This window comes from Candidatus Enterococcus avicola, from assembly GCF_047470845.1.
Taxonomy (GTDB): Bacteria; Bacillota; Bacilli; order Lactobacillales; family Enterococcaceae; genus Enterococcus_D; species Enterococcus_D casseliflavus.
Genome location: NZ_JBLGTY010000024.1, coordinates 1 through 12,590, shown reverse-complemented (window position 1 = coordinate 12,590; position 12,590 = coordinate 1). Strand labels below are relative to the sequence as shown.

The 12,590-nt window shown below is 43.3% G+C and carries 12 protein-coding genes; 6 read left to right on the top strand and 6 right to left on the bottom strand.

The genetic code is table 11. The features are described 5' to 3' along the window. Positions 1 to 46: 46 nt before the first annotated feature. From ACI3E5_RS15145 to ACI3E5_RS15135, 3 genes are all read right to left on the bottom strand, one after another. Complete coding sequence (locus ACI3E5_RS15145) at positions 47 to 1,396, bottom strand: PFL family protein (RefSeq protein WP_005230144.1); 1,350 nt, start codon at positions 1,394 to 1,396, stop codon at positions 47 to 49. 8 nt (positions 1,397 to 1,404) lie between these two features. Further along, positions 1,405 to 1,671 carry an ACT domain-containing protein gene (locus ACI3E5_RS15140; RefSeq protein WP_325845068.1) on the bottom strand — a complete coding sequence of 89 codons (267 nt, stop codon included), beginning with the start codon at positions 1,669 to 1,671 and terminating at the stop codon, positions 1,405 to 1,407. A 103-nt stretch (positions 1,672 to 1,774) separates the two neighbouring features. Beyond that, complete coding sequence (locus tag ACI3E5_RS15135) at positions 1,775 to 2,437, bottom strand: 2,3-bisphosphoglycerate-dependent phosphoglycerate mutase (protein WP_325845067.1); 663 nt, start codon at positions 2,435 to 2,437, stop codon at positions 1,775 to 1,777. A 415-nt stretch (positions 2,438 to 2,852) separates the two neighbouring features. Here ACI3E5_RS15135 and ACI3E5_RS15130 point away from each other — a divergent pair, with 415 nt between their 5' ends. Genes ACI3E5_RS15130 through ACI3E5_RS15120 form a run of 3 tightly spaced genes read left to right on the top strand, consistent with a single transcriptional unit; the run spans position 2,853 to position 6,221 of the window. Beyond that, positions 2,853 to 4,334, top strand: coding sequence for an ABC transporter substrate-binding protein/permease (locus ACI3E5_RS15130; RefSeq protein ID WP_005230136.1), 1,482 nt, complete (start codon positions 2,853 to 2,855; stop codon positions 4,332 to 4,334). Next, positions 4,327 to 5,049 carry an amino acid ABC transporter ATP-binding protein gene (locus ACI3E5_RS15125; RefSeq protein WP_005230134.1) on the top strand — a complete coding sequence of 241 codons (723 nt, stop codon included), beginning with the start codon at positions 4,327 to 4,329 and terminating at the stop codon, positions 5,047 to 5,049. Before ACI3E5_RS15130 ends, ACI3E5_RS15125 begins: the two co-directional genes overlap by 8 nt. A 17-nt stretch (positions 5,050 to 5,066) precedes the next feature. Further along, positions 5,067 to 6,221: a pyridoxal phosphate-dependent aminotransferase gene (locus tag ACI3E5_RS15120; protein WP_289229556.1), complete on the top strand. Its 1,155-nt coding sequence runs from the start codon at positions 5,067 to 5,069 to the stop codon at positions 6,219 to 6,221. 133 nt (positions 6,222 to 6,354) lie between these two features. On the opposite strand, the gene ACI3E5_RS15115 is transcribed toward ACI3E5_RS15120, so the two are convergent. Next, a complete protein-coding gene (locus ACI3E5_RS15115; RefSeq protein WP_005230129.1) occupies positions 6,355 to 7,062 on the bottom strand; it encodes a DUF4811 domain-containing protein in 708 nt (235 codons plus the stop codon). Beyond that, positions 7,059 to 8,537, bottom strand: a complete 1,479-nt coding sequence (locus ACI3E5_RS15110) for an MDR family MFS transporter (RefSeq protein WP_015509856.1) — start codon at positions 8,535 to 8,537, stop codon at positions 7,059 to 7,061. The genes ACI3E5_RS15115 and ACI3E5_RS15110 overlap by 4 nt, the downstream gene beginning before the upstream one ends. Before the next feature lie 137 nt (positions 8,538 to 8,674). Here ACI3E5_RS15110 and ACI3E5_RS15105 point away from each other — a divergent pair, with 137 nt between their 5' ends. The 3 genes from ACI3E5_RS15105 to spxB all read left to right on the top strand — a co-directional run bounded on the left by ACI3E5_RS15105 (position 8,675) and on the right by spxB (position 11,894). Next, positions 8,675 to 9,160 carry a MerR family transcriptional regulator gene (locus tag ACI3E5_RS15105; RefSeq protein ID WP_005230125.1) on the top strand — a complete coding sequence of 162 codons (486 nt, stop codon included), beginning with the start codon at positions 8,675 to 8,677 and terminating at the stop codon, positions 9,158 to 9,160. Between the two features lie 180 nt (positions 9,161 to 9,340). Beyond that, positions 9,341 to 10,033 (top strand): N-acetylmannosamine-6-phosphate 2-epimerase, encoded by a 693-nt coding sequence (locus tag ACI3E5_RS15100; RefSeq protein WP_015509858.1) that lies wholly within the window; start codon positions 9,341 to 9,343, stop codon positions 10,031 to 10,033. A 127-nt stretch (positions 10,034 to 10,160) separates the two neighbouring features. Further along, on the top strand, positions 10,161 to 11,894 hold the full coding sequence (gene spxB, locus ACI3E5_RS15095; protein WP_325845066.1) for a pyruvate oxidase: 1,734 nt from the start codon (positions 10,161 to 10,163) through the stop codon (positions 11,892 to 11,894). An 80-nt stretch (positions 11,895 to 11,974) separates the two neighbouring features. Here spxB and ACI3E5_RS15090 read toward each other — a convergent pair whose 3' ends face one another. Further along, positions 11,975 to 12,103, bottom strand: coding sequence for a hypothetical protein (locus ACI3E5_RS15090; RefSeq protein WP_005236316.1), 129 nt, complete (start codon positions 12,101 to 12,103; stop codon positions 11,975 to 11,977). Positions 12,104 to 12,590: the final 487 nt, after the last annotated feature.

Below are 12,590 nucleotides of genomic sequence, written 5' to 3'. Positions count from 1 at the left end.
CTTTTAAAGGTCATTTTATCATATTTCCCTAGTAAAGGAGTACAAATTAATTTTTGAATGAATGGATCGGAGCGGGAATACGTCCCCCACGTAAAATGAAATCAGTAGACTGTGCAGGATTGGTTTTCATCACTGGTGCCGTCCCTAATAATCCACCAAATTCAATGCGGTCGCCGATTTTTTTGTCTTTCGCTGGAATGATTCGGACAGCTGTCGTCTTGTGGTTGATGACGCCGATCGCTGCTTCATCCGCAATCATTGCGGCGATCGTCTCAGCAGAAGTATCTCCTGGAATCGCAATCATATCCAAACCGACAGAACAGATCGCCGTCATGGCTTCAAGTTTTTCTAAATTCAATAAACCAGCTTCTACAGCCTTGATCATCCCTGCGTCTTCAGAAACGGGGATAAAGGCACCCGACAGACCTCCAACATGGTTACATGCCATTACGCCGCCTTTTTTTACTGCATCATTTAACAAGGCCAAAGCCGCCGTCGTTCCGTGGGTACCGACAGATTCTAGACCCATTTCTTCTAAAATCAATGCCACACTATCGCCGACTGCAGGAGTTGGCGCCAGCGAAAGATCGACGATCCCGAATGGAACGCCCAAGCGTTCTGAAGCCACGCGCCCGACCAATTGCCCCATCCGCGTGATCTTGAAAGCTGTTTTTTTGACTGTTTCCGCCACGACATCAAAGGACTCGCCTTTGACTTTTTCCAAGGCACGTTTGACGACACCAGGTCCGCTGACACCAACGTTGATTTCCACATCAGCTTCACCGACCCCATGAAAAGCACCCGCCATAAAGGGATTGTCTTCCACTGCATTCGCAAAGACGACGAGCTTCGCACAGCCCATATCTGATGCCTCAGCCGTCTTCTTGACTGTTTCTCCCATCAGACGTACTGCATCCATGTTGATCCCAGCTTTCGTTGATCCAATATTGACCGACGAACAGACAAAATTGGTTTGAGCCAAGGCTTCTGGAATCGATTCGATCAATGCAAGGTCGCCGCCTTGATAGCCTTTTTCTACTAGTGCGCTATAGCCGCCGATGAAATTGACTCCGACTTCTTGCGCCGCTCGATCCAAGGTCTTCGCAACTTTGATACAGTCTGCGGGTGTCGGCTGGCAAGCTGCCACTACGATCGCTACAGGGGTAACCGAAATCCGCTTGTTAATGATCGGAATGCCATATTCACTTTCGATCTCTTCGCCGACTTTGACAAGATCTTTCGCTTTTGTTGTAATTTTTTGAAAAATTTTCTCACAGGTACGATCAATGTCGGCGTCAATACAATCCAATAATGAGATCCCCATTGTGATGGTACGAATATCTAAGTTTTCTTCTTCCACCATGCGAATGGTTTCAAGTATTTGATTTGTCTCCATAGTGCCTCCTATAATTTGTGCATGGTATCAAAAATCTCTTGATTTTGAATGCTGATTTTTACACCTAATGTACGACCAATTTGGTGAAGCTCCTCACGAACACCATCAAAATCCTGATTGGCATCCATGTTTAAAAGCATCATCATCGTGAAGTAATCTTCCATGATTGTTTGGGACACATCTAAAATATTGATTTCTAATTCTGATAATTTCTGGCTAACACCAGCAATGATCCCAACCTTGTCTTTTCCAATAACGGTTAATACGGCTTTCATATCCTCCCGCCTTTCATAAAATTTTTCTTATTATAGCACAACAAAACCACATTTTCGATGTAACATCAAACGAAAATGTGGTTTATTCTTTAAATGTTCGTTATTACGCCCGTTCAATCAAGTTTGCTTGGCTATCAAACTCATAAATGATCGGCTGTGCGTTAGGAATATCGATCGTATCCATGGCATCTTTTGGCACGTCTTCCAAGTATTTGACTAACGCCCGCAAGCTGTTCCCATGACCAGTAATGAGAATATTCTTATGATCTTTAAGTAACGGAACCACCTGGTCTTGCCAAAATGGGACTACTCGCGCCACCACCATCCCCAGATTTTCTCCCTTAGGTATCAAGCGAGGGTCTAAAGAATCATAGCGTCGGTCTAAATCATTTTCCTTCACATATAAAGGCGGTTCATCATATCCACGTCGCCATTTTTGGACCTGTTCTTTTCCATACTTTGCCACCATCTCATCTTTATTGACCCCTACTAATTGGCCATAATGACGTTCATTTAGGCGCCATGTTTTTTTCACAGGAACCCAAAGCTGATTGTTGGCTTCCAGAACGGCATCGCAAGTGATGATCGTTCGCTGCAGCACAGATGCAAAGGCAAAATCAAAGGAAATCCCTAATTCTTTGATCTGTTCCCCCGCAGCCCAAGCTTGTTGTCGGCCTTTTTCGGTCAGAGAAACATCCAGCCACCCTGTCCAGTAATTTTCAAAATTTGCTTCGCTTTCACCATGTCGAATCAATACGACCTTCATTCTATCGCCTCCTCTTCTCTTTTATTATCGCAAGAAATCCAAAAAATGTCTTATGTTACGTTTTTGCCGCTTTGTTTCAAACAACTTTTCATTTTGTCATTGCAGATTCTGTTTCTCGTTTAAGCGAAGCTGCTTTCTTTCTTCATTATCCGTTATTTTCTAAGCATCCTTTCAAATAGATGTGTTTAGAAAATGGCTGCTGCTCCTTTTCCACTTTCTTCTTCCTTGGATTGCAAATAATTTGAATAAATGGTTTTACGCTCTACAACAATTTTTGACTTTTTTTCTCTGACTTATTGACTTCAACTGATGTTATGCTATGATAGTTTCTATCACTTATATGTATTTTTATACATTTATTAGTTATTATTTGCATTTTTAATAGATGCGCAGAAAAAGTTAAAGGGGCGTTTACATGAAAAGGTTTAGTAAGGGTACTGTTTTATTAGGGATCATCACAGCGTTGCTGCCGTTTTTCTTTGTCGGACAAGCACATGCAGAAGAAACCGATCCAATCTATGAAAAAGTCAAAGAAAATGGTGTATTGGTCGTGGGTTTATCTGCCGATTATGCACCATATGAATTCCGTGCCAATGTTGATGGAAAAAATGAAATCGTGGGGATCGATATCTCGATTGCCCAAAAAATTGCAGATGACTTAGGGGTCGATCTGAAAATTGAGGAGCTTGGGTTCGACGCGCTGTTAGGGGCTCTAAAAACGGGCAAAATCGATGTCGTCATCTCTGGGATGGCTGCTACGGATGAGCGCCGTAAAGAAGTCAATTTCACTGACACCTATATGGAAGTCCAACAGACCGTTCTGGTTCGAGCAGAAGACGCGGATCGTTTCCAATCGACGGCTGATTTTGATGGTGTAGCTGTCGGTGCACAACGACAAACCACACAAGAAGAGCTGGCAAATACAGAATTGACTGGCTCGACCGTCACCTCTTTGCAAAGGGTGCCTGATTTGATAACCAATCTAAAATCACGCAAGATCGATGCGATCGTGATGGAAGGTCCCGTCGCTGAAGCTTATGTGACGGCGAATGATACCTTGGCATTAGCCGAAAATGTCACGTTTGAAAACGGCGTGAAGGAGACCGCGATCGCCATCTCGAAAGAAGCGCCAGTTTTACTGGAAAAACTCAATTCCTCCATTGAAACTATCATTAGTAATGATCTTTTAAGCCAATACAAAGAAGATGCCTATCGATTGATGTTTACCGAAGAAGGCACGATCGATGAAGAGCAAAGCTTTTGGGAAAAATATCTGCCTTTTTACATCACTGGAACTGGCTATACGATCTTCCTAGCCTTGGTTGGGGTATTATTCGGCTCTATCGGTGGCAGCTTGTTAGCCTTTATGAAGCTTTCTAAGTCAAAAGCATTGAAAGTCATTGCCGCTGTCTATATTGAATATGTTCGGGGAACACCTTTGTTAGTACAAATATTTATTGTATACTTTGGAACAGGCGTGTTAGGCTTAGAGCTTTCGAAATTAGCTGCTGGCTGTATTGCCTTAGCACTAAACAGTGCCGCCTATGTGGCAGAAATCATTCGTGCTGGGATCAATGCCGTCAATAAAGGACAGCTGGAAGCCGCTCGTTCATTAGGCATGAATCAGATCCAAGCGATGCGCTTCATCATTTTCCCGCAAGCTATCAAAAACATCTTGCCTGCTTTAGGAAATGAATTTGTCACGGTCATCAAAGAGTCTTCGGTCGTATCGGTAATCGGTGTGTCTGAACTGATTTTCCAAACAGGCGTCGTTCAAGGGGCCAGCTTCAAACCGTTTTTACCATACGTTATCGTATCATTGATCTACTTTGTATTGACCTTCGCCCTCTCACGTCTATTGGGTGTTGCTGAAAGGAGAATGAAAACTAGTGATTAAAGTTGAAAAATTAGTGAAAACATTTGGCGAGAATACCGTCTTAAAAGAAATCGATCTTGAAGTGACACCTGGTGAAGTCGTTGTGATCATCGGACCTTCAGGAAGTGGGAAAAGTACTTTCTTACGCTGCTTGAATCTTCTTGAACAGCCGACTGGCGGGAAAATCACCTTCGAAGGCAATGATTTATTGGCAAAAGGGGTGAAAATCGATCAGATCCGTCAAAAAATGGGAATGGTCTTTCAAAGCTTCAATTTATTCCCTCATAAAACGGTGTTAGAAAATCTGACTATCAGCCCGATCAAAGTCAAACAGCAAGAGCAAGCTGCTGCCGAAGAGACAGCGAAAGGATTGCTGGAGCAAGTTGGCTTAGCTGAAAAAGCGGATAGTTACCCCTCTAGCCTTTCTGGCGGGCAGCAGCAACGGGTGGCTATTGCTAGAGCGTTGGCAATGGATCCTGATGTAATGCTCTTTGACGAACCAACCTCAGCATTGGACCCAGAAATGGTTGGAGAAGTGTTGACGGTCATGCAAGCTTTGGCAGAAAAAGGCATGACGATGGTCGTCGTTACCCACGAAATGGGCTTCGCAAAAGAAGTCGCCGATCGTGTCATCTTTATGGCTGACGGTATCATTCAAGAACAAGGAACACCAGAACAGATCTTTGAGCATCCGCAAAATGCGCGGACACAGGATTTTTTAAGCAAAGTTTTATAGAAATTGGAGATGACAAAATGAACCGTCCGTTGATTGCAGAACGTTTTTTACAACCAGAAGAAAACCTTTTAATGGAGATCGCCACTCTTGCGAAGAAAACCCCGAATTTGATTGATTTGTCGATTGGTGATCCTGATTTGATTACAGATGCGACAATCATTGATGCAGCTTTTGCTGACGTCAAAGCGGGTCATACAAAATACACCGCTTCAGACGGCAGTGCTGATTTTATCCAAACTGTCGTTGATTTTTATCAAAAGCAATACCAGCTTACTTTTTCTCCTAGCCAAGTACGAGGAACTGTCGGTGCATTGCATGGTATGTACTTAGCTTTGGCTGCCATCATTGATCCCGGTGATGAAGTGATTATTCACGAACCGTACTTTTCGCCTTACAAACAACAAGTCGAACTAGTCGGTGGTGTGCCAGTCTTTATTCCGACCTTTGAAAAAGATGGCTTTCAAATCGACGTCGAGGTTTTAAAGGCCGCTATCACTGAGAAAACCCGGGCAATCATTATCAATTCACCCAACAATCCTACTGGTGCTGTTTTTTCTCCAGAAACTTTTGAAAAAATCGCAGCAGTTGCCATTGACCATGACTTACTAATCCTCTCAGATGAAGTCTATGAAGCCTTTTGCTTTGATGACACCTTTGTACCGATGGCAGCCTTCGCACCTGAGAACACCATCACATTCAGCAGTTTCTCAAAAGCCTTTGCCATGACAGGCTGGCGGATCGGTTACATGATCGCACCTGAATCGATCAATCTTACGGCAAAACTGATCAATGAGGCGATCGCCTATTCGGCACCAACTCCTTCACAACGGGCAGGTATTTACGCATTGAATCACTATGATACCCTCGTGCCGCAAGTGGTTGCTGTCTTTAAGGAACGACTGACTTACATTGAACAACGGGTTGCTGAGATCCCCTTCCTTTCCTTATCCCCAGTCAAAGGAAGCATGTATGCCTTCATCAACATTAAACAAACGGGGTTGGACTCTGTCAGCTTTGTCGAGAAATTATTAAAGGAAACCAGTGTGCTGATGATCCCTGGGAAAGCCTTTGGAGAAACGACCGGCGATGGCTATGTTCGCTTAGCTGCCACCCAATCGTTGGACTTGTTGAAAGAAGCTTTCGACCGGATTGCCGCGTGCTCATTTGACTAAAAAAAATCCCACTCACTTCTAGTGTGTGGGATTTTTTTTGGTGGTAGCCGTTTTTCAAAAGTATCACGTTCCATATAAAAAGGGACAGAAGAATCCGATTTGATTCTTCCATCCCCTGACTATCTGCTCGTTTTTACTTTTTTGCTTCTTCTAGCAATTTTGCCATCGCTTCTTTTTGATAAGCTTCTGTCAATTCAGCGATTTTTGCTTTTTGGGCTGCCTCATCCATAGTTGGATCAGCCATTAATGCAGCTTGCATTTTTTCTTGGACATAGGCTTGTCCTTGTGTTTTCATAGTGTCTGCTTGTTCTTTCGCTAAAGAAGCCAGTTTTTTTGCTTGATCCACACTCAAAACTTCCCATGAATCTGGCAATGAGAACGTATTGGTACGGCTGACATATTGGCCATCGTTATCAGCGATCCCGAACAAGAAGCGTGATAGGTCACTTTTATAAACCCAGCGCGTCGTTTTTGTTTCTAATTGAGCTGAATCAGCCCCTGTTTCCACGACATTGGTCACTTTATCAGTACCGGTTTGTTTTGGTTCCTCTTGATCAGCATCCGTTTTATACAGGTAGATTTTTTCCGTACCATCTCCTAATGGCTGATACAATAGCAAATCAAAATTCTCGTTATCGGCACTAGAAACCAGTGGGGTTGTTTTAGCAGTCGTTTCTTTTTCCATTCCAAAATGATAGGTCAAATTGGCCATCAATGCGACGACACTTGCCACGAAGACTAGACCTAAGACCAATGATAAACCTGTTTGCAGCTTGTTTTTGGCAAAGACATTCAGTACTGCAAACCCTAACACGCTAAGAACGATCAAAAGCAAGATCATTTGTCCGCACCTCCTTCAAGAACCGTCAATCGTGGTTCTTTTTTCTTTAAGGAGAAGGCGATCAAGAATCCTAAGAAGCTAAAGACCGCTGCCACATAAAAGGCAGCATGGTAGCCAGATAAAGTCGCTTCGATTGCTTTTTCTTTGTATGCCAAAGGCGTTGCATCCAGCAAAGAATCACTTGGCAAGTTGCCCTTGGTGACGTTTGTCAAGACACTGATCAAGATAGCCGTACCAATTGAGCTGGCTACTTGACGGAACGTATTGTTTACCGCGGTACCGTGACTGATCAAATGACCAGGCAAGGCATTCATTCCTGAAGTCGTTACTGGCATCATCACCATTGAGATCCCGAACATCCGAATCCCATAAAGAATGATGATATGCAAAATCGGTGTATCTTTTGTTAAGAAAGCAAATGGTAAGGTTGCGGCAGTCAAGATAAACATCCCGGTGATAGCTAAACGTTTTGCACCATACTTATCAAAGATCGCACCAGTGATCGGCATCATGATCCCCATGATCAACGCACCTGGCAATAACATCAATCCTGAATGAAACGCTGACTCACCACGAATGTTTTGGATATACAATGGGAGAACCATTTCAGCACCGATCATCGCCATATTCGTGACCCCTGAAAGGATCGACGCCAAGGTAAAGGTCGTTGATTTGAACACGCGCAACTCTAAGAACGGATGCTCAATGTGCAATTGACGCCATGCAAAGAAAGCAATGAAAAAGACACCGGCTGCTAGAAAACCGATCACTTCAATACTGCCCCACCCTTTGTCGCCGACGCTTGAAAAGCCATAGAGCAATGTACCAAAACCAAGGGTTGATAAAATCGCTGAGAACAGATCGATTTTCGGATGCGACAATTCAATCACACTCTTCATTAGAAAGAGCGCTAAGACTAAGACTAAAACGACGATCGGAATGACCATTCCGAACAGATAACGCCAGTCATAATGATCAATGATCCAACCAGATAACGTTGGGCCTAAGGCTGGTGCTAACCCAATAACGATTCCTGACATGCCCATGGCTGAACCGCGTTTTTCTGGTGGGAAGATCGACAACATGATATTTTGCAAAAGCGGCATCGAGATCCCTACACCGGCAGCTTGCACTAAGCGGCCAATCAATAATGTAGAAAAGTTCGGTGCAGCAAAACAAGCGATCGTTCCTGCAAGGAAGATGCTCATTGCCGTTAAGTAAAGACTTCTCGAGCTGAACTTGTTGATCAGCCATGCGGTGATCGGGATCATGATCCCATTGACCAGCAAGAAACCAGTGGTCAGCCATTGAACATCAGATGCTGAGATGTCAAAGGCATCCATCAAAGTTGGAAAAGCCGTTGTTAACAATGTTTGGTTCAAAACAGTACAAAACGTACCGATCAGCAAAACCATGACCAGTAAGGAACGGTTGTAAGGTTTGCCGTAGATATCTAAAGGACGACTCGTTGACATATTTCACACTCTTTTCAGTATATTTTTCATAAAACCTTCTTTACTTTAAATCTTTCCCTAACATTTGTCAACCTACTTGACATAAAAGTAAAACAAGTTACAATATTAACAAATACCTTTACAAGAATGGAGTCCGTATGTCTCATCTTTTTCGAAAACTCGTTGATAATGAAAACTTGTTGGTCGGCATCAGCGAACTTAGCCAAATGTGTGATATCTCCCCTCGCCAATTGCGTTATTGGGAACAAAAAGGATTTATTCAATCGGTCCCACAAGAAGAAAATGCCCCACGAAAATACCGACTGCCCACGGTCGTCAAAGTGGAAATGATCAAAACGTTTTTAGATGAAGGCTTTACGTTGGCCAAGGCTGTTGAAAAAGCGGACAAAAAAATCAAGACCGCCCATCATATTCGCAAAGTGTTTTCTGGGGTTCTACAAAATTTAGAAGTCATCAATGAACGCTTTACGATCATCAGTCTGGGACCAGTAGATGACGAAGGAAAAATCCTCCATATCATTCACGATGAAGAAACAGAACGATTGCAATACGAAGTGCTGCCTGCTAATCAAACGATCGATTTTGAAAAGTTCAAGCAATGCACGTCAAAACAAGCAGAATAAAAAATCTGCCTAGCCTATTCGTTACGTGCGGCAAGTATCCATGACAATGATGCTTGCTGCACGTTTTTTGAATGTCTTGCCTTTGATTCAAAGAGGTGTTGATTCATTTACAAGCAAAAAACCTCATGATATAGTCGAAGGGAGAAACGAACCTTTAGTAGAATGGGAAGTGTCATATAAATGGAAAAAGAAGTCTTTACCCAACAAATCAAGGGCGGGTTGATTGTTTCTTGTCAAGCATTGCCTGGAGAACCCTTGTATACCGAAAACGGCGGTGTCATGCCCCTATTGGCAAAAGCAGCTCAAGAAGCTGGAGCTGTTGGCATCCGTGCCAATTCCGTTCGCGATATTCGCGAGATCCAAGCCGCTGTTGATCTGCCGATCATCGGAATCATCAAAAAAGACTACCCACCTGAAGAACCATTTATCACTGCGACCATCAAAGAGGTGCACGAATTAGCAGCTTTACAGATTGCGGTGATCGCTTTGGACTGCACCTTGCGCAAACGTCACGATGGCTTGACGGTCAATGCCTTTATCAAACAAATCAAAACTCTTTATCCCCATCAACTACTCATGGCAGATATCGCCACCTATGAGGAAGGCATCAATGCCTTTGAAGCGGGCGTCGATTTTGTAGGTACAACTTTGTCCGGCTATACGGCGAATAGTCCCACCATTGACGAACCAGATTATCAATTGATCCAGCAATTGGTTGCGGCGAAGGTTCCAGTGATAGCCGAAGGCAAGATCCACACCCCGAAACAAGCAAAGAAAATCCAAGATATGGGTGTGACGGGTATCGTGGTTGGTGGTGCCATCACCCGACCAAAAGAGATCGCCAGCCGATTCGTGCAAGAGCTGCGCAACTGAGTCGTTCATTTCCTAAAATAAGTCTTTCACTGCGCCTTGTGACAGAAGGCGCATTCTTTGTTGTCTTTTTGAGAAACGTTTATACTTAAAAGAGAACGAATGACAACAGAGAAAGCGAGTGAAGAAAATGACAAAAATCAATGCTGGTACAGCAATGATCAAGGTTTTTGAAGCTTGGGGCATCGACCATATCTATGGAATCCCCGGTGGATCTTTCAACTCAACGATGGATGCTTTGTACCATGAACGGCAATCGGTCAAGTATATTCAAGTACGTCATGAAGAAGCGGGTGCGCTGGCAGCAGCGGCTGATGCCAAGCTAACGGGAAAAGTCGGTGCGGTTTTTGGTTCTGCTGGTCCGGGTGCCACCCATTTGATCAATGGCTTATATGATGCTCAAATGGATAACGTGCCCGTCGTTGCCTTGTTAGGACAAGTAGCTTCGAGCTCGATGAACTACAATGATTTTCAAGAAATGAATGAAAATCCGATGTTCGCTGATGTCAGTATCTACAATCGCACGGTCATGTCCCCTGAAAGTTTGCCCCACGTGGTGGACGAAGCCATTAAAGCAGCTTACAAATTTAAAGGAGTCGCTGTGGTAACGATCCCAGTCGATTACGGGTTTGCAGAAATCGACGAACAGGAGATTGCAACCGCAAAAAATCATAAGACAGGTGTTCTCCAGCCTGATGAAGAGGATTTACAGGCTGCCCTTCCTTATTTTGAACAAGCCAAAAAACCCGTCCTTTATATCGGACAAGGTCTCTTTGGTCATTTTGATGCCATCGATGCTTTTTCTAAGCATTTCTCGATGCCTATCGCAGCTTCTGTCTTAGCCAAAGGCATCGTGCCTGATCTTTATGAAAACTTTCTTGGATTTGCTGGACGGGTTGCGACAAAACCTGCCAATGAAGCTTTGGCAGAAGCCGATCTCATCGTTTTTGTCGGCAGTGACTTCCCTTTTGGCCGTCGCTTTTTCAATCCTGGTGCCAACTTTGTCCAAGTTGATATCGACGCCTCGAAATTTGGTCGTCGTCATCAGACGGATGTCTCTGTTTTAGGAGATGGTGCGACCGCTCTTAGAAAATGGACAGAGATGGCAGCCCCTCGTCCTGCAGATGCTTGGTTAAAAGCCAATCAAGAAAACTGTCGCAATTGGCATGAATGGCGCCATCGTTTTTACCATGATTCGCAAGTTCCTTTGCGTCCTGAACCTGTCTATCGAGAAATCAACCGGATTGCAGCTCCTGATGCCCTGTTTGTCACGGATGTCGGTAATGTAACCATCCACAGTATCCGCCATTTAGAAATGACGGGTGAACAGCGTTTCACAACGTCTGGCTGGTTTGCGACAATGGGCAATGGTGTACCTGGTGGGATCGCAGCTCAATTGAGCTATCCGAATCGCCAAGTATTTACCTTTAGTGGGGATGGCGGTTTTGCGATGCAAATGCAAGACATCATCACCCAAGTGAAATATGATTTGCCAATCATCAACGTGGTCTTTTCCAATGACTCATTCGGCTTCATCGAAGCGGAGCAAGAAGATACCGAGCAAACCAAGTTCGGTGTCCAACTAGCCGGTGCTGATTTTGGTAAAGTTGGGGAAGCATTGGGTGCGAAAGGCTTCACGGTAACGAAGGAAGAAGAATTAGCATCCGTCTTTACACAAGCTAAAGAAAGCCACGGACCTGTGGTGATCGATGTCAAGATCGCTAACGAACGCCCTCTTCCTGTCGAAGAACTGAAACTTGATCCGAACCGCTTCAGCGCTGAAGAAATCGCAGCTTTTAAAGCAAAATACCAAGTCCATGATCTGCCAGCTTTGAGTGAGTTGTACGTGGATTCTCAAGAGTAAATAAAAAAGAGAGAAAGACAGAAATCCTGTCCTTCTCTCTTTTTTTTTCATCAACCATTTCATGTTTCTAATGCATCGTCTTACTTATTATAAATTTTCGGGCCTTTACGCATGTTTTTTCGATCGTTTTTTGGGGATTCCATTTTTTTTGAACGGCCGCCGCCTTGTTTTTTCTTGATTAGTTCTAACATTTTTTCTTTTTGATCCATCGATTCCACCTCTATTTCTTAGCAATACTGTCGGTTGAAAAGAAGTGTTCCTGACTTCTTTTATGTTTGCGAACAACTACCTTCGATCTATGGTAATAGAAAATAAAAGCTGCCTCTTACGATTCAAATCATCTGCAGCTAATTTTGCCTTTTTCTAGTACCCTGATTTAATCTACTTGGATTTTCCTGGTTTGTCAATGGCTGATGAAAAAAAGCTGATTTTTGATTGGCTCTTTCAAAAAAATAAACCTCCCTTTGTTGTACTATTTGTTCAATTTTACTATTTTATTTAATTTTTTTTATTATTTATTGGTATAATTATAACAGAACACCTATTCCGTTCTTTTCCTTCCCTCGTTCTTCTTTCGATTGTTTCTTAGCTTTCATTGTTCTTACAAATCACTCTATTTGAAAGACTAACTATATAGAGTCAAGTGAAAATTAGCTAAATCAAAAAAATATTTTATAACAGTTAAGTCCAAAAAAT